Below are 17,970 nucleotides of genomic sequence, written 5' to 3' on the forward strand. Positions count from 1 at the left end.
GATCCACGCGGTAAATCGTTGAGAAGGCAGGTTGTTTTCTCCGTGTGAGGCGAGATGCGCGTACCCCTCTGGCTTCGGCGTACGGCGGTGGCCGCCGGCGTCGGGATCGGCACGTCCGGACTGCTGGCCGGTGTGATCATGCTCGGCCCGCTGGCCGCGTCGATCCTGCTCGCCGTCGTCCTCGCGCTGATCTGGCCGCTGGCGGCGGTGATCAAGTACCTCGCCGACGAGACGCCGTACCAGTCCCCGCTGCTCGTCGCGGCCGCGGCCGCAGGGGCCGTGCTCGCGGTGCCGGGGCTGGTCCGGCTGCTCAGCTGGGGAGCGCTCGGGTTCGTGATCGCGATGATCGCGGCGGTCGTCTTCGTGCTGGTCGACCTGGCGCTGCCGGACACCCGTCGCGAGCGGCGGCTGGGCGGACGTCTGCTGGGGCGCCGGCGGCGGCGTGCCGCGGAGTACGGGGGATTGATGGCCCTGACGCATGCGGATCACCTGGAGGACGAGAAGCTGATCGCCTCGCTCCAGTGCCCGCTGACGATCGAGGAGCTGTGCGGGGTCTGGGGGGAGACGACCACGACGCTCGCGCAGGGAGCGGGGCCGCGGGATCGGCAGGCGGTCGCCGAGGTGCGCCGGATCTGCCTCGACGAGTTCGAGCGACGCAACCCCGACGGCTTCCAGCGCTGGCTCGACGCCGGAGCCCCTGCGGACCCCGGCGTCTACCTACTGCCTCAGACGCCTCCGTAGATCCTGCCGCTTACTTCTTGTCGAGGACGGCAGTGACGGCGGTCGCCGTGCTGCGGGCCGACGCCGGGTTCTGGCCGGTGACCAAGCGACCATCGGTGACGACCTGGTCGGTGAAGTTGTCGGCCGGGTGGTGGATCGCGCCGCGGGCGGTCAGCTCGTCGGCCAGCAGGAACGGGACGACCTCGGTGAGGCCGACCGCGCTCTCCTCCGCGTTCGTGAAGCCGGCGACGTTCTTGCCGTCGACCAGGTAGCTGCCGTCGGACAGCTTGAGCTCGATCAGGCCGGCCGGCCCGTGGCAGACCGCCGCGACGACGCCGCCGTTCTCATAGATCCCGGCGGCGAGCGAGGCCAGCTCCTTGGCGCCGGGGAAGTCCCACATCGCGCCGTGCCCGCCCGCGAAGAAGATCGCGTCGTAGTCGGTGGCGGTCAGCTCGGCCGCCGTCTTGGTGTGCTCGAGATCCGCCTCGGCGAAGAACTGCTTCTGGTCCGGGTCGGCCTCGTCGAGACCGTCAACCGGCGGCTTGCCACCGGCGACCGAGACGAGCTCGACGTCGTAGCCGGCCTGCTTGAAGACGGTCCACGGCTCGGCCGCCTCGCCGGCGTAGAAACCAGTACTCCGGCCGGTGTCGCCGAGCTGGGAGTGGCTGGTGAGGGCAATCAGTACGCGTGTCATGGGTCCATCATGGCCAGGTCGACCCATCGGAGACCAATAGGCATCCGTTGGGCGAGGCATAGGATTCCTGATGTGCCGATCTCGCTCGACCTGCTGCGCAGCTTCCTGGCGATCCACCGCGCCGGGTCGATCACGGCCGGCGCCGAGCAGCTGGGGCTGTCGCAGCCGACGGTGACGGCGCACCTCAAGGCGCTGGAGGCGGCGGTCGGGCGACCGCTGTTCGAGCGCCGCGCGCGCGGCGTACTGGCTACTGCAGCGGGTGACGAGCTGGCCCGTCGCATCGCCGACCCGATCGACACGCTCCAGGGGCTGGTCGTCGACGAGCTGGACGAGCCGGTCGCCACCACGGTCCATCTCGGCGGCCCAGCCGACTACATCAGCCACCAGGTCCTACCCGCCCTCGCCGGCCGTCTGGCCGAAGGCCTCCAACTCCGCACCCGCTTCGGTCTCCCCGATGACCTCATCGCCGGGCTGCTGGATCGCTCCCTCGACGTCGTCATCAGCTCGACCCGCCCCCGCCGCCCCGGCGTACAAGTCACACCCCTCTACGACGAAACCTTCGCCCTGGTGGCCGCACCCCGCTGGTACTCCGGTACGCCGGTGCACACCCCCGACCAACTACGCCACATCCCCCTGGTCGCGTACGCCGAAGAGGCCCCGATCCTCCGCCGCTACTGGCGCAGCGTCTTCGGCGTACGCCTGACCAGAAGCGTCGCCCTGGTAGTCCCCGACCTCCGAGGCGTCCTGACCGCCGTCCGAGCCGGCGCCGGAGCAAGCGTCCTACCGCTCTACCTCTGCGAGGAAGACCTCCGCACCGGCCGACTCCGCCTGCTAGCCGACCCCGACCTCCCACCCCTCAACACCGGCTACCTAGCCATCCGCTCCGACGCCGGCCCCCGCAGCCCCGCCAGCCTGCTAAGAACCGTCCTCCTCGAAACCCTGCGTTAGCTCCTCGAGCCGAGCGCGCAGCATCCGCGGCCGGAGGATCTGGTAGGCGATCAGGAGCGGGATGGCTACCACCAGCGGAATGTGCCAGAACGAGCCTGGGTCGGCGAACAGGCCGATGACGCTGACGACCAGCAGCAAGCTCAAGATGATCAGCGACCGCGTCCGCCCGAGGCGCAAGAGCTCAAGCTGCCGGTTCGCCAGCCGGATCGCCGCGGCGCGCACCTCCGGGTCGGCCGGAACCGGACCCCGCCGCAACGCACGCCCTGCGGCTCGCTGGTCGGCCCGCGAGGCCTCCGGCCCCACCGCCTGCACCAGAGGTAGCAGGCGCTTGCGCCAAGCGAAGGCCATCGCAATCCCGAAAGCCAGCCCAACGGCCGCCCCGGAGATCACCGCGGACCTGAGGCTGCTGCCGTCGTTCCTGCTGAGCGCCCCCATGTAAGCACCGAACGGAACCCCGGTCAGCAGACAGATCACCCAGGCCGGAGCCTTCTCAACAGATATGCGCACACCCGATGATCACTCATCCGAGGCCGATCCTGGGTCCGACTCGGTTGCAACTTGTTGCAGCGGGTCAGCCGGTCTTGAGGACAGCGATCCGGGCGCGGAGGTACTTCGGGCGGATGATCTGGTCGGCGATCAGGGACAGGCAGATCGCGATCAGTGCAATCGGCCAGGGTGCGTCGTCGAAGACGAGGGTGCTGGCGATGATGGCGGCCAGCACGAGCGGCCAGATGATCAGCGACACCCTGCGCCGGCCAGTGAGAAGGTTCAGTTGGTACTCCGCCAAGCCGATCGCTGCCGCACGGACCTCGGGATCGGCGGGGACCGGCCCACGCCGTACGGCGCGAGTCGCGGCGCGGCGCAGAGCCGGTGAGGTGTTCGTGCCCAGCGCTAGCCGCAGGAGGGGGCGCTGCCGATTCGAGGCGATGGTCATCGCCAGGCCGAAGAACAGGCCGAGCAGGATCCCGGAGACCACCGCTGACTCGGCGCTTCCCCCGTCCTTCGTGACGGAGATTCCCATCGCGACGCCGAACGGCACGCCCATCAGCAGGACCGAGGCCCAGGTGGGGATTGTCCCCAGTCGTCCACGCATGCCCAAGGATCACCCAGCCCAGGGTGATTCGGTAGTCCGGCGTGCCTGGGTTTGCAGGTAGTTGCAGCGGTCAGGCGGCCCGCTTCTTCGCCGCGCTCTTCTTGGGCGCCGTCTTCTTGGCAGCAGCTTTCTTCGCCGGTGTCCTCTTGGCGCCCGCGGTCTTCTTGGCCGGGGCTTTCTTGCCGGCGGCGCGGCGGGACCTGGCGGCTTCTACGCTGGCTCGGAGGGCGGTGACCAGGTCGGTCGTGGTGGTCGCCTCGGGGGCTTCCTCGCTGAGGACGATCTCCTTGCCCTTGCGTTTGTCGGCGACCAACTTCTTCACGCGTTCGGTGTAGCTGTCCTTGTAGTCGCCGGCCCGCCAGGTGCCGCTCATCGCCTCGACCAGGTCGACGGCCATCTTGAGTTGTTTGGTGGCGGACGACTTGGCGGGGAGGTCGCCCAGTTCCTTGGCGGGGTCGCGGATCTCGTCGGCGAAGAACATCGTCTCCAGCACGAGCACCTTGCCGTCGGCGCGGATCGCGGCGAGGTACTCCTTGCTGCGCATCACGAACGACGCGATGCCGGCCCGGTTCGTCTTGGCCAGGGCGTCCCGCAACAGTCCGTACGACGAGGCGTTCCCGGCATCCGACGGCGCCAGGTAGTAGCTCTTCTGGAAATGGATCGGATCGATCTCGTCCAGGTCGACGAACCGGCTGATCTCCAGCGACCGCGACCGACCGGGCGCGATGTCGGCCAGCTCCTGCTGCTCGACGATGACGTACTCGCCACCGCCGACGTCATGGCCCTTCACGATCTTCTCGTAGTCGACCTCACGCCCGGTCCGCTCGTTCACCCGCTTGTTCCGGATCCGGTCCGACGTACCGCGCTGGAACTGGTGGAAGTCGAGCTGGTGCTCCTCGGTCGCCGAGTACAACCCGACCGGCACCGAGACCAGCCCGAAGCTGATGAACCCACTCCAGATCGCCCGCGCCATCATCGGTTCCCTTCATGCGACACCCAGTCGGATGCCCGGTACCCGATCAGAGCCGGTTGTACCGTTTCCGCGCCTCGCGGCTCTCCTTCTGGGCCGCCCGGGCAGCCTTGCGAGCCTCGTCCAGCTCCTCGCCGACCCGATGCACCGCCTCCTGCGCCTCGATCAGCGCATCCCGCGCATCGCTGAGCTGGGTATCGAGATCAGCGACAACAGCCTCCGCTGCCTCCGCCGCCGCGAGTGCATCGTCCAGCTCCTTCTTGGCCTCAGCCTTCTCAGCCGCCTCGCGATCTTCCTGCTCCCGCTCGGCCTTCTCCCGCTTCGCTCGCGCAGCAGCCGTCTCGGCATCTTCCTCAGGCTCAGCCGGTACGTCGCTCTTGGCCCGGCGTCGCTCCTGCGCCCGCTGCCGCCGCTCGTCGGTCAGCGGCGTGACCGTCGACGGCTCCCCGCTCTCGTCGACAACCCCGAAACCGACATGCCGCAGCGCGCTGCTCAACCGAGCCTCACGCACCGCCTCACCCGCCGCGGGATCGACCAACCCCGCATCGAGCGTCTCCCGAAGCTTCTGCGCGACATCCGCGCTGACCTTCTGCCCCTCGCGCTCAGCCAGCTCCGCCGCGGACTTGGAGAGCTGATCGAGGAGCTTGTGCCGCCGAGGCGTCAGCTCCCGCAGCTTCTCACCATCGAGATCAGCCGTCGCCTGCCGGAATTCGTCACCCAACGCCAGCAGATCATCGATGTCGTCCGGCGACTCCCGGGCCAGCAGATTCGCCAGCCACGCGGCAACGGTCGGCTTGCGCAGCGCCTTCAATCGCGTGGACCCGAGCTGATCCCCATCAGCCTTCAGCTGCTTGGCCAGCTCGTTGCGCCGGGAGATGAAGTCGGCCGACGGCGCTGCGTACAGCGCGTCGGCCGCTTCGTCGAAGTCCATGCCCCGACGCTACCGGACCAACCGGCCGCGATCGGAGCATTCGATCCTGGTCAGTCCTTGAACGCGTCCTTGACCTTCTCGCCGGCCTGCTTCAGGTCCGCGACGGACTTGTCCGCCTGTCCCTCGGCCTGCAGGTCTTCGTTGTCCGTCGCGTCGCCGGTCTTCTCCTTGATCTTGCCCTTGGCTTCCTCGGCGGAGTTCTTGAGCTTGTCTCCGATACCCATCGGGTCTCTCCTCTGTCGCTGCGAATCGGACCAACCCCCGGTGCCCCGCCGCGCGAGAGCTAACCATCGACCTCTTGTAATCGTTTACGTAAGCGATTACAAAGCAGCTATGCGCGTGACTGTCCCGGCCCTCGCGGCCGCCCTCCTGGTCAACTTCCTGCTGCCGTCAGCCGGCCCCGCGACGCCTGCGAAGGCACCCGAGCCGGGCACCATCACCGCCACCAGCTTCCGGTCGGCCACGCTGGGTGAAGACCTTGCCTACAACGTGTATCTGCCCGCCGGGTACGCCGCTTCGACCGCGAGCTACCCGGTCCTCTACCTCCTGCACGGCCGCGGCGACTCGATGGCCGCATGGACCCAGCTGAAGGGGCGACTCGACGCGATGATCGCGGCCGGCGACATCCCGCCGACGATCGCGGTCATGCCCGACGCGCCGTGGAGCAGCCGGGCGAGCTACTACGTCGATTCGGCGTACAGGGACAAGGGCAAGGAGCCGGGGCGGCCGGTCGAGACGGCGTTGATCCATGACCTGGTGCCGCACGTGGATGCGACCTATCGGACCATCACCGACCGGACCGGGCGGGCGATCGCCGGGTACTCGATGGGTGGATCGGGCGCGCTGCGGTACTCGATGGTCCATCCGGAGCTGTTCGGCGCCGCGATCGTGCTCAGCCCGGCGGTGTACTCACCCCAGCCGCCGAAGGACTCAAGCGCACGGGAATTCGGTGCCTACGGCAAGGGCAAGGACGAGTTCAGTGAGGCGATCTATCGCAAGCTGAACTATCCCGAAGCATTCAAAACCTTTGCGGGCAAGGGGTTGCCGTCGCATCTGTTCATTGCCGTGGGTGACGACGAATACAAGAATCCGAAGCCGAAGGACTACCAGCACGACCTCGACTTCGAGGCGCACGTGGTGTTCAACCAGGCGGTGCGGGTGCCGGGGCTGACGAGTGAGTTCCGGGTGGTCGACGGCGGGCATGACTGGGAGGTCTGGGGGCCGACGTTCGCCGAAGGCGCGAAGTACGTGTTCCAGTTCATCGGCAAGCCACCCGTGACGCCGATGAAGGCCGCCCTGTCCGGTACGCCGGGGGAGGACCGCGCGGGTGGTGTCGCGGTCGACGAGGCGGGCAACAGTTATGAGGCGATCGCCGCCGAGGGGTCGATCGAGGGGCAGCCGTACGCCGGGGGCAAGGACGTCGCGCTGACGAAGTACGGGCCGGATGGCGGGCGGGTGTGGACGCGGGAGTTCGGGACGGCGGGAACCGAGCGGGCGTACGGGGTGGTGCTGGATGCTTCGGGGCGGCCGGCCGTGGTGGGTTACACGACTGGCAGTGGGTCGGATGATGCGTTCGTGGCGCAGTACGACGTACAGGGGAATCAGCGGTGGTTCACCAAGGTGGGGACGGCGGTTGCCGATCGCGGGTACGCGGTGGCTGCGGATGCCGATGGTTCGATCTATCTGGGCGGATACACGAAGGGTGAACTGGGTGGGGTGAATGCGGGGGACAAGGACGTGTTCCTCGCCAAGCTGGATGCCGAGGGCAAGCAGGTTTGGGTGCGGCAGTTCGGCAGTGCCGGTGAGGAGAAGGGGATGGGGCTGGCGGTGAGTGGCGATGGCGTCTATCTGGCGGGGATGACGGCAGGGGCGCTGGGCTCACCTGTTGGCGACGTCGATGGGTTCGTTGCGCGGTTCGATCGGGACGGAAATCGTGCGTGGGTGAAGCAGTTGGGGACCGCGCAGGCGGATGAGTTCTGGGCGATGACTGCTGATGGGGCCGGCGGGGTGTTGCTCACGGGCTACACGGCGGGCTCGTACGCGGGTGAATTGGCCGGCGACAAGGATCTGATCGTTGCGCGGGTCGATGACGCGGGGGCAGTGGTGTGGAATGACCAGGTCGGGACGACGGGCAACGACAAGGGCGCGGCGATCGCGCGTGACGAGACCGGGTTTGTCGTTGCAGGGTTCACCGATGGAGCGTTGGGGGCTGCGGTGGGCAAGTTCGATGTGGTTCTGCTGCGGTACGAGGCTGATCAGACACGCGCGTCGGTGGAGCAGTTCGGCACCACCGAGGACGACGGTGCCGACGCCTTCGCCGAGGCCAACCTGTTCGTCGCGGCGCAGCATGGCAGGACGTATGTCTCCGGCCTGACTGCCGGCGACACCGCTGACCAGCAGGCACTGGGTAATGGTGATGTCTTCCGCCGCTAGTGCGCCAGTTGCGTGCGGAGGCGGTCGAGGATGTTGCGGAGGAGGCGGGAGACCTGCATCTGGCTGACGCCCAGCTCGTTGCCGATCTCCTCCTGGGTGAGACCGCCGCAGAAACGGAGGGCGAGGATCTGACGGTCCCGGTCGTCGAGGTCGGAGACTGCCGGGGCGAGAGTGTGGACGTTCTCGACCAGCTCGTAGCCCTCTTCGGCGTCGGCGACGGTGTCGACCAGGCGTGCGCCGTTGTCGGCTGCGGCGGGCGCGTCGAGTGAGAGCGTGTTGAAGCAGCCACGCACGGATGCGGCCTCGGCGACCTCGCCGGCGTCGGTGCCCAACGCTTCGGCCGTCTCCTCGTCGGTGGGGAGGTGGCCGAGTTGCTGGGTCAGCTCGGGCTCGGCGGCGGCGATGGATCCCTGCATCTCCTGGACCCGGCGCGGCGGCCGGACGACCCACGCGCAGTCGCGGAAGTAGCGTTTCAACTCGCCGCGGATCGTCGGTACGGCGTACGAGAGGAAGGCCGTCGACGCGTCGGGGCGGTAGCCGTTGGCCGCCTTGACCAGGCCGAGGTAGGCGACCTGGTCGAGGTCGTCGCTGTCGACGCCCTTGCGGCGGTAGCGGGAGGCGATCGAACGCGCGACCGGCGCGTTCAGGATGACCACCTCGTCGAGCAGTTCCTGCCGGCGCGGGTCGGCCATGCCGTCCGCCTCGGCGAGCAGTTGGTGGGTGGAGTCCGCGATCAGAGTCTGCGATTCGGTACTACGGACAGGTGCGATCGTCACGGTGAGAAACCTCGTCGTGTCGGTCCTGCGGCTGTGGCGTCATTGCTGAACCACTCCCTCCACCAGATCAAACCGATCCGTCACACGCAACCCCTCCCGTGTTACAGCTGTTTGAATCTCGCACCGTTTGGACTGCTTCGCGGCGGGCACCTGAAGTGGGTCAAGAAACGTCGGGAGGGGTCCTCGACGTGTAGTCGCACGGGGTATCAGCCGCCGGACCGCGTCAGTGGTTCCGGCTTGTAGAGAAAGGAACGACCATGCTCCTGATTCTCTGGATCATCGCGGCGATCCTCGTCATTTCCGGGATCGTCTCCCTCGTCCGAGGCCAGCTCCTGATGGGTGCTGCCCTCATCGTCGTCGGCCTCCTCGTAGGCCCCGGCGGCGTGAGCATCTTCACGTAACCCCAGGGTGGCGAGCCCACATCTGGTGGGCTCGGACAGGTAACGGTGGCCTTGAACAAGACATACCTTGTTCAAGCCCACCGTTTGGTGTTCATGCCCACCACATGTGGGCTTGCCGCGAGGGTCAGGGGTGGCGGAGGACTCGTTGGGCCGTGGCCATGCGGAGGGCTTCCAGGTCTTCGATCTGCTGGGCCACCTGGGTCAGGAGGCTGTCCAGTTCGGCTGCGTCGAAGTGGGGTTCTTCGTCGGCCAGGGCCCGCAGAGTGCGGAAGCCGGCCGCTTTGCCCTCGACGGCGATCCGGAGGGTTTCGAGCTCGACCAGGTCGCTCAGTGGGGAGCGGCGGAGTAGCTCGCCGTTGGGCTTCAGGCGGGAGAGCTTCTCGGCCATCCAGGCGCCGGCGTTCTTGAGCTGGTCGGGCTTGGCGCCGACGGCGGCCAGGTAGCGTTCGAGGGCGGTTCGCTCCTCCTCGACCTCCTGCACCATCTTGGCCAGCGCGGTACGGACGACCGGGTCGGTCTGCTGGTCAGCGGCTCGCTTGAACAGCTCGATGCCGGCGGCTGACCCCGCGTAGTGGTCCTGCAGGTACGTGGCGAGGCGTGATTCGTCGATCATCACGATCTAGTACCCGGCCGGCAAACACTGCCGGTACTTGTCAGTGTTCGCCGGTTGACTGGCCGGTGTGAGAGCTGACTGTTGTGGCGTGGTGGATCTGAGGCAGTACACCGTGTATCCGGGGATGCGGGACGAACTGGTCCGGGTCTTCGACGAGGCGTTCGTCGAGGGGCAGGAGGCCCACGGGATGCATCTCGTCGGGCAGTTCCGCGATCTCGACGATCCGGAGCGGTTCGTGTGGATCCGCGGCTTTCCCGATCTGGCGACGCGTGCGGCAGCGCTGAACGGCTTCTACTACGGGCCGGTGTGGAGGGAGCGTGGCGCCGAGGCCAATGTGACGATGAAGGACTCGGACAACGCCTTGCTGCTGAAGCCGCTCGAGCTCGGTGATGGGTATCCGGAGCTGGGCGCGGCCAGGCCGCCGATCGGTGCCACCGAGATTCCGTCGTCGGTGATCGCCGGGGCGGTTTATCACCGTGGTTCGCCTGACGACGGGTTCGTGGAGTACTTCGCAGACCAGATCGCTCCGGTGCTGACGGCGACCGGCGCGGCCCTCGCGGCGACCTTCGAGACACTTGTCGCCGAGAACAACTTTCCGGCGCTGCCGCTGAGGGACGAGGTAGTGCTCGCCTGGTTCGCCGTCTTCCCGGGCGATGCGGCGTACACCGAGCATCGCCGGCAGCTCGACAGTTCGCGGACCTGGCAGAACAAGATCCTGCCGGAGATCATCTGCCGCTCGATCGCCCCGCCGCAGCAACTCCGCCTCCGGCCGACCGCCCGCTCACAGTTCCGCTGATCGCGCTGCGTTGCTCGCGGGTGGCGCTAGAGCACTCGCGGTGCTGTCTGTTGCTGACGGGCGGTGCGGAGCAGGACTCTGGTGCGCAGTTCGTCGCGGCCGACCAGCTCGCGGAGTTCGGTCAGTACCCGGTCGGCGGTGTGGCGGAGGTGGTCGAGATCGGCGTCCGGGTTGATCGTCGTCTTGAGCTCGGCGACGACCTCGCCCCGATCGGTGATGAGATGACCGCTGCAGGATCGTACGGCGGGGTCCGCGGCCAGCACCTGAGCAGCAGCACCGACTGCGGAGTCGACGTCGGCGCTCAGCCGGCCGTCGCCCGAGCTGCCATCGAGGGAGAGCCGGTTGATCCGGCGGCGTGGGATGTGCCGCAGCAGCCAGCCCAACGCCAGCAGGACGAGGACGATCCCGGCCGCACCAGTTGCCCACGGCCACCAACTCTCGGCGACGACGGCCGGCGCGCCGGTGATCCGGATCTTCGATGGGGCGTCGGCGAAGACGTCGTACTTCCAGGCGAGCGCCGCCGCGCCACCGGCGAGGAGCAGCAGGCCCAGTACGAAAGCGGCCACGCGATCCAGAGCGATCAGTCCTCGGCCCATCTCAGCTCTCCTCCAAGCGCACTCGGGTACGGATGCGGGGTGGCCGGCTCAACGGTGCGAGCCGGCTGGTGACGGCGGCCTCCAGCTCCTCGCCGACATGCGCCGCATCCGTGGTGGTGACGGCATCGACGCTGATCCGTCGCCGCTTCGCCGAAGTCGTTGCCGAGAGCACCGATCCGACCTCCGAGGCAGCGCCCGCGGCGAGCCGGGCGGCGTCCTTGGGACGGATCCAGACCGACGAGTCGCCGATCTGCCACTGCGTCGTACGGCGCGGCTTGAGGGCGGCGATCAGGAACCACAACCCGACCAGCACTGCGACGATGCCCGCGGGCAGCATCCAGTCGGCGGGCTCGATCAGCTTGATGCGATCGGCGAGCCAGCCCGACCAGGAGGTGCCCTTCACGACGTCGAGTGTCTGCAGGGCGTCGCGGATCGCCGCTGCGCCGAGGAGTCCGAGGGCGATCGCGCCGATGATGCCGACGGGTACCGCGGCCGGCGTACGGACCGGTCGTTTGGCTGCGGTCACAACACCCTCCTTGGCTGCGTGGTGGTCAGTTCGCGCTCAGGAAGGACGGTGTCGATGTGGACGTCGACGGTGTCGACCTCGAGACCGGTCAACGCGTTCACCTGCTCGGCGACGGCCGCGCGGGTGTCGGCGGCGACCTGGGCGAATGGGCGCCCCCAGAGCACGGCGATCCTGAGCTGGAGCCGCACCCGTTCGCCGGCCTGCCGCGCCTCCGCACGCGGCAGGCCGCGCCCGAAGGTCGCCTCCTGCTTGGCCACACCCGGCACCCGGGTAGCCGCCACCTCGGCGATCCGCTCGGTCACCCGCGACTTGATCTCCGTCCGACCGCGACCGTCCAACTCAGCCAGGCCGGCCGGCTCAGCCGCGAGGAGGGCCTCGTCAGCCACGGCGCTTCGGCCGGAAGACGTCATCAATGGACTTGGCGCCTTCCAGGTACCGCCCGACCGCGTACCCGACACCGCCCAGTACAAGCGCGAGCAGGAACCCCAAAAACCCACCCGCCGCAGCCGCGACCGCCAGCAACAACCCAGCGAACAGCCCGATGATCGGATAACTCACGAGATCTCCTTGGTGACAACGTCCTCGACAGTGACAAACACCGGTACGCCGGTGAGCTCCGCAACCAGATCACGAACAATCTCGGCGGTCGCCCGCACAGGCTCACCCCAAACGAGCGTCACATGCACCTCAGCCCGCTCCGGCGTGATCCGGACCCCCGAAACCCGCCGCCCGGGCAGGTAGGTGGCAACCTCCCCGAACACCCCACCGTGCAGGCCGACAACCCCCGGCACAGAACGCACCAGAGCCGCCACCTGCTCAGCAAGATCTTCGGTCATTGGACCCGGCGTTCCGGCTGGTCGTCGGTGTCTTCGGAGTCGTCTTCGCCGTCGAGGTGGACGTCGCTGACGGCGATGTTGACCTCGGTGACTTCGAGGCCGGTCATGCGTTCTACGGCGCTGATGACGTTGCGGCGGATGCCCTGGGCGAGGTCGGCGATGCTGACGCCGTAGTCGGCGACCACCTCGATGTCGACGGCGGCTTGTTTCTCGCCGACCTCGACGGAGACGCCCTGGGAGAGGTTGGTGCGGGAGCCGGGGATGCGTTCACGCAGCATGCCGACGGCGCGGGCGGTACCGCCGCCGAGGTTGTGCACGCCGGTCACCTCGCGGGCCGCGATCCCGGCGATCTTCGAGACCACCGTGTCGGCGATCGCCGTCCGGCCGTACTCGCTCACCAGCGCGCTGGTCGCCGGCTCGAGCTCGGCTCCGGCCTTCGCGGTCCGGCTCGGTGTGGTCAGGCTCGTGTCAGCCATGTCATCCCCTCGTTGATTGCCATCTGCAACTGTGTTCGACACTCGGTAGGACGAGGCGAACAGCCCCGATGTCACGCGCATCGCCTAGGTTGTTCGTGTGAACGGGGTCACTGGATCGGTGCGAGTTACCGTACGGCCGCAGGCCGACGGTTGGTCGCAGGCCGGTGACGACGCGCTGCGCCGGGCAGCCGCCCTCGGGGACTCGGACGCGTTCGCGGCGGTGATCGAGCGGCACGGTCCGGCGATGTTCCGGTACGCGCGCCGTATGCTCAACGATCACGGCGATGCCGAGGAGGTGGTCCAGGATGCGTTCGTCGCTGCCTGGAAGGCGCTTCCCGACTTCCGTGGCGACTCCAAGCTGCGCACCTGGCTGTTCACCCTCACCGCCCGCAAGGCGATCGACCTGCTGCGCAAGAAGCGACCGACGCCGGTGGCCGACGAGACGCTCACCGCTCTGCCGGCCGGCGGCTCCGACCCGGTCGAGCCGGCCGTCCGGACCGAATTGCTCGAAGCGCTCGACGCCGCGTTGGCCGAGCTCCCGGACCGGCAACGCGCGGTCTGGTTGCTCCGGGAGGTCGAGGAGATGAGCTACCTCGAGATCTCCGAGGTGCTCGCGACGACGCCGACCGTCGTACGAGGTCAGCTGGCCAGAGCCCGGGTGGCGCTCCAGGAGAAGCTGGAGGACTGGCGATGACCGAAGACATCCTGCGCCGCGCCGCGGCCGAAGCCCGCTCGGCTCCCGAGCCGGGCTGGGTCGACATCTCCGCCCACATCCAGCAGAAGCTGCGCTCGGTCACCCGCCGCTCCCGCCCGATCCTGGCCGAGGCCGACAGCGGCGGTCCCCTGTACGTCGCGGACCACGTCCTGGTCAGCCAGCTCCGCGTCGCCATCAACGCGCTGCCCGGCTGCGAGCTGTCCCGCGTCTCCTTCGTCGGCGAGGACGGCCGGGCCACCGGCGCGGTTGTCGAGGTCATCGCCTCCTACGGCCAGGACCTCGCCGCCCTCGGCGAGCAGGTCAAGGCGATCACCTTCGAGGTCATCACCGACCTCCTCGGCCCGGTCGAACCCCCCTTCGGCACCGACGGCATCGACGTCACCATCACCGATCTGAACGACCGCTGATAAATCAGTTGCGCCGCTGAGAAGCGGGCTGCATCCTGTTCGGGATTGTGCAGCTACGAATGCTGCCTGGACTAAGGAGGGCTGGACGAATGGCCATCACTGCGCTGCGGCATGTCCGCGTCAGCCTCACTTCTTTCTCCAGGAGCACATCCGATGTCTTCCGACGTCTTTCGTACCGACCACCAACTCTCTGACCTCGACGATCGCTGGGCCGCACTGGCCGGCGACGAGTCCGAACCGGACGTTGCCGACGCCTTCGTCTTCCACTTCAGCGAAGTGGAAGAGCAACTGGCGCCGGATCAGCGCTGGTCGACCTGGCTGGATGTCGAGCGCGGCTCTCGCGGGCCTGAGCCCCGCCCCTCGTGGGTGGTGACGGAACAGGCCGCGATCGATACCGAGCTCGGCATCCTCAAAACCGGTAAGGAGGCCGATGTCTTCCTGCTCGAGCGAGCAGTGGAGCAGATCGGCGACAACCCCGCGCGACGGTCGCTGCTGGCCGCCAAGCGGTACCGCAGTGAAGAGCACCGCTCGTTCCACCGCAGTACGTCGTACGTCGAAGGCCGGCGTACCCGCAACAGCCGTGACACCCGCGCCATGGCGAAGAAGACCTCACACGGTCGCAGCGTCGCGGCCGGGCAATGGGCCTACGCGGAGTGGGACGCTCTCTGCCGGCTCTGGAAGGCCGGGGTCCCGGTTCCGTACCCGGTCCAGGTCGACGGCACCGAGCTGTTGATGGAGTTCATCGACGACGGTGACGGCGGCGCGGCACCCCGGCTGGCGCAGGTCCGGCCCAAGGGCGAGCTGCTCAGCTCGTACTACGAGCAGCTCCGCGACGGTATGCGCGAGCTGGCCAGAGCCGGCCTGGCGCATGGCGACCTGTCGCCGTACAACGTGCTGGCCCAGGGCGAGCGGATCGTGATGATCGATCTCCCGCAGGTCGTCGACATCGTCGGCAACCCGAAGGGGATGGACTTCCTGATGCGCGACTGCCACAACATGTGCACCTGGTTCACCAACCGCGGCCTGGAGGTCGACGAACACGAACTCTTCGCCGACCTCCTCACCATGGTGTTCTAGCGCGCAATCGCCTGCTGCAGCAGGGGAACCAGCGGTACCAGCCGGTCGGGGTGGGCGTCGACGAGACCGTCGACATGATTGCCCGCCTCGACCCGCTGGTATGCGAACAGTCGCGCCCGTCCCGCGCGCCGGACCATTCCGGCGTACACGTCGGAGTCCTGACTGATCGGCAGCAGGCTGTCGAGGGTGCCATGGATGGTGGTCAGCGGGCGACCGATCCTTCCGGTCAAGGCGATCCGGCGCACTGCCTGCTGCGCGGCCGGCCGGGCCGCGTAGTCGTAGTCGGCCTCGCTCCCCGTGTAGGCCGGATCGAGTTCGGCCGTGTAGATCCGCTGGGTCAGCTTCCAGTAGACCGCGTAGTGGTAGTCCCACAGGAAGTCGGAGCGGGGGTCGAAGCCGGCCGCGACGATCCGCGCGGCCGACTGCTGCTCATAGCCTTTGATTGCCGGGGGCAAGAAGGTGAAGAGGTTCGGCCCCTGGACGGTCCACAGCGTGCCTTCGAGGTCGACGCCGCGGGTGTAGAGCTCCGGATGGTTCTCCAGTTGCCAGCGAACCAGATAGCCACCGTTCGAGATCCCGGCGGCAACAACTTCGCGCGGCGGACGGCCGTAGCGCTGGGCGACGACGGCTCGCGCGGCCAGGGTCAGCTGGGTGGTCCGCTGGTTCCACTCGACGATCGCGTCACCTGGCCGGACCCCGTCGGTGAAGAAGTTCGCGCCGGTGTTGCCTTTGTCGGTGGCCGCGTACGCGTACCCCTTCGCGAGCACCCAGTCCGAGATCGCCCGGTCGTTCGCGTACTGCGCCCGGACGCCGGGTGACCCCGCCACCACCAGCCCGCCGTTCCACTTCTCCGGCAACCGGATGACGAACTGCGCGTCGTGGTTCCAGCCGTGATTGGTGTTCGTATGCGAACTGTCCGGGAAGTACCCGTCGAGCTGCACACCCGGTACGCCGGACTGCTGCGGCAGCCCAGCATGCGTCAGCCCCGCGTAGTCCGCCGGATTGGTATGCCCCGAGCCGACCGTCCCCGCGGTCGTCAGGTCATCCAGGCAAGCGATCACCTGGTACTGAGCCCCTGGCACCCGCAATCGCGGGCAGCCCTGAGCCTCGGCCGGTGTGGCGATACCACCGGCCAGCAACAACACGGCGACGGACAAAGCGAGGCGGCGCATAGCTGGTCCTCCCAGGGTTGACTGCGCGCAACGCTAGGAGCGGGGCCGGTGTCCGGACAGGGGGTCTGGGCACATAAGACCCGCTGTCCGGATGGGCTGTCAGGACACTGCTTTGGCGGCCGCTCGACCTGCGGTGCGGCCGGTGAAGAGGCAGCCGCCGACGAAGGTGCCTTCGAGTGAGCGGTAGCCATGGATGCCGCCGCCGCCGAAGCCGGAGACCTCGCCGGCCGCGTAGACGCCGGGCAGTGGGGTGCCGTCGGCGCGGAGTACCCGGGAATCCAGATCGGTCTGCAGGCCGCCGAGCGACTTGCGGGTCAGGATGTTGAGCTTCACCGCGATCAGCGGCCCGGCCTTGGGATCGAGGATCTTGTGCGGTGGCGCGACCCGGATGAGCTTGTCGCCGCGGTAGTTCCGGGCGCCGCGCAGCGCGGTGACCTGGAGATCCTTGGTGAAGGTGTTGTCCATCTCGCGGTCGCGGGCCAGGATCTGGCGCTCCAGGTCGGTGTAGTCAATCAGGTCGGAGCCGGCCACCTCGTTCATCCCGCGGACCAGGTCGGACAGGTTGTTGCGGACGACGAAGTCCGCGCCCTTGTCCATGAAGGCCTGTACGGGAGCGGTCGCGCCACCACGGGCCCGGCCGAGCACGCCCTTGATGTCCTTGCCGGTCAGGTCCGGGTTCTGCTCCTGCCCCGAGAGCGCGAACTCCTTCTCGATGATCTTCTGGGTGAGCACGAACCAGCTGTAGTCGTAGCCGGTCTTCATGATGTGCTCGAGCGTGCCGAGAGTGTCGAAGCCTGGAAACAAGGGCACCGGCAGCCGCTTGCCGGTCGCGTCGAACCACAGCGACGACGGGCCGGGCAGAATCCGGATCCCGTGCGAGGGCCAGATCGGGTCCCAGTTGCGGATGCCCTCGGTGTAGTGCCACATCCGGTCGCGGTTCACGTACCGCCCGCCGGCCGCTTCGGTGATGCCGAGCATCCGGCCGTCGACATGCGCCGGTACGCCGGTGATCATCTCCTTCGGCGCCTTGCCGAGCCGCTCGGGCCAGGACTCCCGGACCAGATCGTGGTTGCCGCCGATCCCGCCCGACGTCACGATCACCGCCTGCGCGGTCAGAGCGAAGTCCTCCACCTCGACGCGCGAACTGGAGACACCGCGGGCCACTGTGCTCGGCTCGAGGACCTTGCCGGAGACGCCGTCGACGACACCGCCGGTCACCGTCAGCTCGTCCACCCGGTGCCGGAACCGGAACTCCACCAGCCCCTTCGCGACGGCCTCGCGGACGCGACGCTCGAAGGGCGCGACCAGACCAGGCCCGGTGCCCCAGGTGATGTGGAAGCGAGGCACCGAGTTGCCGTGACCGTCAGCGTTGTACCCACCGCGCTCGGCCCAGCCGACGACCGGGAAGAACCGGACGCCCTGGCCGTGCAGCCACGGCCGCTTCTCACCGGACGCGAAGTCGACGTACGCCTCGGCCCACTGCCGGGCCCACTTGTCCTCGTCGTCCAGCCGGTCGAAACCGGCCGAGCCGAGCCAGTCCTGCAGCGCGAGATCGCGGGAGTCCTTGATGCCCATCCGGCGCTGCTCGGGCGAGTCAACGAACATCAGCCCGCCGAACGACCAGAACGCCTGCCCACCCAGCGAGGCCTCGGGCTCCTGGTCGAGCAGCAGCACCTTCTTGCCCGCGTCGGCCAGCTCGGCGGTGGCGGCCAGCCCGGCCAGGCCGGCTCCCACCACGATCACATCCGCATCCATCGGTGCTCGCTTTCTCGCGTCGGTCGTCCATGTAT

Annotated in this window: 24 protein-coding genes; 8 read left to right on the plus strand and 16 right to left on the minus strand. The window is 68.2% G+C overall.

From position 1 onward, the window contains the following. The first annotated feature begins 54 nt into the window (after positions 1-54). Positions 55-741 carry a hypothetical protein gene (locus ABD768_RS27815; RefSeq protein ID WP_343970179.1) on the plus strand — a complete coding sequence of 229 codons (687 nt, stop codon included), beginning with the start codon at positions 55-57 and terminating at the stop codon, positions 739-741. A 10-nt stretch (positions 742-751) separates the two neighbouring features. Here ABD768_RS27815 and ABD768_RS27820 read toward each other — a convergent pair whose 3' ends face one another. Next, positions 752-1,414 carry a type 1 glutamine amidotransferase domain-containing protein gene (locus tag ABD768_RS27820; RefSeq protein WP_344845529.1) on the minus strand — a complete coding sequence of 221 codons (663 nt, stop codon included), beginning with the start codon at positions 1,412-1,414 and terminating at the stop codon, positions 752-754. Positions 1,415-1,486: 72 nt separating this feature from the next. Here ABD768_RS27820 and ABD768_RS27825 point away from each other — a divergent pair, with 72 nt between their 5' ends. Next, the gene (locus ABD768_RS27825; RefSeq protein ID WP_344845530.1) at positions 1,487-2,362 is read left to right on the plus strand and encodes a LysR family transcriptional regulator; all 876 of its coding nucleotides are present in this window, start codon (positions 1,487-1,489) and stop codon (positions 2,360-2,362) included. Here ABD768_RS27825 and ABD768_RS27830 read toward each other — a convergent pair. The 5 genes from ABD768_RS27830 to ABD768_RS27850 all read right to left on the minus strand — a co-directional run bounded on the left by ABD768_RS27830 (position 2,330) and on the right by ABD768_RS27850 (position 5,580). Then, complete coding sequence (locus tag ABD768_RS27830; protein WP_344845532.1) at positions 2,330-2,869, minus strand: hypothetical protein; 540 nt, start codon at positions 2,867-2,869, stop codon at positions 2,330-2,332. The two genes, ABD768_RS27825 and ABD768_RS27830, sit on opposite strands and share 33 nt — an antisense overlap. Before the next feature lie 64 nt (positions 2,870-2,933). Next, the gene (locus tag ABD768_RS27835; RefSeq protein ID WP_344845535.1) at positions 2,934-3,455 is read right to left on the minus strand and encodes a hypothetical protein; all 522 of its coding nucleotides are present in this window, start codon (positions 3,453-3,455) and stop codon (positions 2,934-2,936) included. Between the two features lie 70 nt (positions 3,456-3,525). Further along, the gene (gene ku, locus ABD768_RS27840; RefSeq protein WP_344845537.1) at positions 3,526-4,428 is read right to left on the minus strand and encodes a non-homologous end joining protein Ku; all 903 of its coding nucleotides are present in this window, start codon (positions 4,426-4,428) and stop codon (positions 3,526-3,528) included. Between the two features lie 46 nt (positions 4,429-4,474). Beyond that, positions 4,475-5,356 (minus strand): hypothetical protein, encoded by an 882-nt coding sequence (locus ABD768_RS27845; RefSeq protein ID WP_344845540.1) that lies wholly within the window; start codon positions 5,354-5,356, stop codon positions 4,475-4,477. A gap of 50 nt (positions 5,357-5,406) precedes the next feature. Further along, positions 5,407-5,580: a CsbD family protein gene (locus ABD768_RS27850; RefSeq protein WP_343970160.1), complete on the minus strand. Its 174-nt coding sequence runs from the start codon at positions 5,578-5,580 to the stop codon at positions 5,407-5,409. Positions 5,581-5,689: 109 nt separating this feature from the next. On the opposite strand from ABD768_RS27850, the gene ABD768_RS27855 reads away from it, so the two are divergent. Next, positions 5,690-7,789 carry an alpha/beta hydrolase-fold protein gene (locus ABD768_RS27855; RefSeq protein WP_344845543.1) on the plus strand — a complete coding sequence of 700 codons (2,100 nt, stop codon included), beginning with the start codon at positions 5,690-5,692 and terminating at the stop codon, positions 7,787-7,789. Here ABD768_RS27855 and ABD768_RS27860 read toward each other — a convergent pair. Beyond that, positions 7,786-8,565 (minus strand): sigma-70 family RNA polymerase sigma factor, encoded by a 780-nt coding sequence (locus ABD768_RS27860; protein ID WP_343970154.1) that lies wholly within the window; start codon positions 8,563-8,565, stop codon positions 7,786-7,788. The two genes, ABD768_RS27855 and ABD768_RS27860, sit on opposite strands and share 4 nt — an antisense overlap. 257 nt (positions 8,566-8,822) lie before the next feature. Between ABD768_RS27860 and ABD768_RS27865 the strand changes: the two genes are divergently transcribed. Continuing rightward, entirely contained in the window at positions 8,823-8,966 is a 144-nt protein-coding gene (locus tag ABD768_RS27865; protein ID WP_203590735.1) for a GPGG-motif small membrane protein, read from the plus strand. Positions 8,967-9,090: 124 nt separating this feature from the next. Here the strand turns inward: ABD768_RS27865 and ABD768_RS27870 are convergent, their stop codons facing one another. After that, positions 9,091-9,579 (minus strand): DUF892 family protein, encoded by a 489-nt coding sequence (locus ABD768_RS27870; protein ID WP_343970149.1) that lies wholly within the window; start codon positions 9,577-9,579, stop codon positions 9,091-9,093. Positions 9,580-9,667: 88 nt separating this feature from the next. Between ABD768_RS27870 and ABD768_RS27875 the strand changes: the two genes are divergently transcribed. Continuing rightward, entirely contained in the window at positions 9,668-10,375 is a 708-nt protein-coding gene (locus tag ABD768_RS27875; protein WP_344845547.1) for an NIPSNAP family protein, read from the plus strand. Positions 10,376-10,401: 26 nt separating this feature from the next. Here ABD768_RS27875 and ABD768_RS27880 read toward each other — a convergent pair whose 3' ends face one another. The 6 genes from ABD768_RS27880 to ABD768_RS27905 are packed head-to-tail and all read right to left on the minus strand — an operon-like array spanning position 10,402 to position 12,809. Continuing rightward, the gene (locus tag ABD768_RS27880; RefSeq protein ID WP_344845550.1) at positions 10,402-10,971 is read right to left on the minus strand and encodes a hypothetical protein; all 570 of its coding nucleotides are present in this window, start codon (positions 10,969-10,971) and stop codon (positions 10,402-10,404) included. Position 10,972: 1 nt separating this feature from the next. Then, positions 10,973-11,497, minus strand: coding sequence for a DUF6286 domain-containing protein (locus ABD768_RS27885; RefSeq protein WP_344845553.1), 525 nt, complete (start codon positions 11,495-11,497; stop codon positions 10,973-10,975). Further along, on the minus strand, positions 11,494-11,883 hold the full coding sequence (locus ABD768_RS27890; RefSeq protein WP_344845554.1) for an Asp23/Gls24 family envelope stress response protein: 390 nt from the start codon (positions 11,881-11,883) through the stop codon (positions 11,494-11,496). The genes ABD768_RS27885 and ABD768_RS27890 overlap by 4 nt, the downstream gene beginning before the upstream one ends. After that, positions 11,876-12,055, minus strand: coding sequence for a DUF2273 domain-containing protein (locus ABD768_RS27895; protein WP_328333517.1), 180 nt, complete (start codon positions 12,053-12,055; stop codon positions 11,876-11,878). Before ABD768_RS27895 ends, ABD768_RS27890 begins: the two co-directional genes overlap by 8 nt. Next, positions 12,052-12,333, minus strand: a complete 282-nt coding sequence (locus tag ABD768_RS27900) for an Asp23/Gls24 family envelope stress response protein (protein ID WP_343970130.1) — start codon at positions 12,331-12,333, stop codon at positions 12,052-12,054. Before ABD768_RS27900 ends, ABD768_RS27895 begins: the two co-directional genes overlap by 4 nt. Then, on the minus strand, positions 12,330-12,809 hold the full coding sequence (locus ABD768_RS27905; protein ID WP_343970127.1) for an Asp23/Gls24 family envelope stress response protein: 480 nt from the start codon (positions 12,807-12,809) through the stop codon (positions 12,330-12,332). The genes ABD768_RS27900 and ABD768_RS27905 overlap by 4 nt, the downstream gene beginning before the upstream one ends. Before the next feature lie 118 nt (positions 12,810-12,927). Between ABD768_RS27905 and ABD768_RS27910 the strand changes: the two genes are divergently transcribed. The 3 genes from ABD768_RS27910 (at position 12,928) to ABD768_RS27920 (ending at position 15,008) form a co-directional block, all read left to right on the plus strand. Next, entirely contained in the window at positions 12,928-13,503 is a 576-nt protein-coding gene (locus ABD768_RS27910) for an RNA polymerase sigma factor (RefSeq protein WP_344845559.1), read from the plus strand. Further along, complete coding sequence (locus ABD768_RS27915; protein ID WP_344845562.1) at positions 13,500-13,931, plus strand: hypothetical protein; 432 nt, start codon at positions 13,500-13,502, stop codon at positions 13,929-13,931. The genes ABD768_RS27910 and ABD768_RS27915 overlap by 4 nt, the downstream gene beginning before the upstream one ends. A gap of 153 nt (positions 13,932-14,084) precedes the next feature. After that, positions 14,085-15,008, plus strand: coding sequence for a serine protein kinase RIO (locus tag ABD768_RS27920; RefSeq protein ID WP_343970119.1), 924 nt, complete (start codon positions 14,085-14,087; stop codon positions 15,006-15,008). Here ABD768_RS27920 and ABD768_RS27925 read toward each other — a convergent pair. Then, a complete protein-coding gene (locus tag ABD768_RS27925; protein ID WP_344845565.1) occupies positions 15,005-16,180 on the minus strand; it encodes a 3-hydroxybutyrate oligomer hydrolase family protein in 1,176 nt (391 codons plus the stop codon). The two genes, ABD768_RS27920 and ABD768_RS27925, sit on opposite strands and share 4 nt — an antisense overlap. A 99-nt stretch (positions 16,181-16,279) precedes the next feature. After that, positions 16,280-17,935, minus strand: a complete 1,656-nt coding sequence (locus tag ABD768_RS27930) for an FAD-binding dehydrogenase (RefSeq protein WP_344845568.1) — start codon at positions 17,933-17,935, stop codon at positions 16,280-16,282. Between the last annotated feature and the right edge of the window lie 35 nt (positions 17,936-17,970).

The sequence above is a fragment of the Kribbella ginsengisoli genome (assembly GCF_039537185.1).
Classification (GTDB): domain Bacteria; phylum Actinomycetota; class Actinomycetes; order Propionibacteriales; family Kribbellaceae; genus Kribbella; species Kribbella koreensis.

Excerpts from the sequence above, each read along its gene's own strand:
- ABD768_RS27815 (WP_343970179.1), top strand. The coding sequence starts at position 55 with ATGCGCGTACCCCTCTGGCTTCGGCGTACGGCGGTGGCCGCCGGCGTC.
- ABD768_RS27820 (WP_344845529.1), bottom strand. The coding sequence starts at position 1,414 with ATGACACGCGTACTGATTGCCCTCACCAGCCACTCCCAGCTCGGCGAC.
- ABD768_RS27835 (WP_344845535.1), bottom strand. The coding sequence starts at position 3,455 with ATGCGTGGACGACTGGGGACAATCCCCACCTGGGCCTCGGTCCTGCTG.
- ku (WP_344845537.1), bottom strand. The coding sequence starts at position 4,428 with ATGGCGCGGGCGATCTGGAGTGGGTTCATCAGCTTCGGGCTGGTCTCG.
- ABD768_RS27845 (WP_344845540.1), bottom strand. The coding sequence starts at position 5,356 with ATGGACTTCGACGAAGCGGCCGACGCGCTGTACGCAGCGCCGTCGGCC.
- ABD768_RS27850 (WP_343970160.1), bottom strand. The coding sequence starts at position 5,580 with ATGGGTATCGGAGACAAGCTCAAGAACTCCGCCGAGGAAGCCAAGGGC.
- ABD768_RS27855 (WP_344845543.1), top strand. The coding sequence starts at position 5,690 with ATGCGCGTGACTGTCCCGGCCCTCGCGGCCGCCCTCCTGGTCAACTTC.
- ABD768_RS27865 (WP_203590735.1), top strand. The coding sequence starts at position 8,823 with ATGCTCCTGATTCTCTGGATCATCGCGGCGATCCTCGTCATTTCCGGG.
- ABD768_RS27870 (WP_343970149.1), bottom strand. The coding sequence starts at position 9,579 with ATGATCGACGAATCACGCCTCGCCACGTACCTGCAGGACCACTACGCG.
- ABD768_RS27880 (WP_344845550.1), bottom strand. The coding sequence starts at position 10,971 with ATGGGCCGAGGACTGATCGCTCTGGATCGCGTGGCCGCTTTCGTACTG.
- ABD768_RS27900 (WP_343970130.1), bottom strand. The coding sequence starts at position 12,333 with ATGACCGAAGATCTTGCTGAGCAGGTGGCGGCTCTGGTGCGTTCTGTG.
- ABD768_RS27905 (WP_343970127.1), bottom strand. The coding sequence starts at position 12,809 with ATGGCTGACACGAGCCTGACCACACCGAGCCGGACCGCGAAGGCCGGA.
- ABD768_RS27915 (WP_344845562.1), top strand. The coding sequence starts at position 13,500 with ATGACCGAAGACATCCTGCGCCGCGCCGCGGCCGAAGCCCGCTCGGCT.
- ABD768_RS27920 (WP_343970119.1), top strand. The coding sequence starts at position 14,085 with ATGTCTTCCGACGTCTTTCGTACCGACCACCAACTCTCTGACCTCGAC.
- ABD768_RS27925 (WP_344845565.1), bottom strand. The coding sequence starts at position 16,180 with ATGCGCCGCCTCGCTTTGTCCGTCGCCGTGTTGTTGCTGGCCGGTGGT.
- ABD768_RS27930 (WP_344845568.1), bottom strand. The coding sequence starts at position 17,935 with ATGGATGCGGATGTGATCGTGGTGGGAGCCGGCCTGGCCGGGCTGGCC.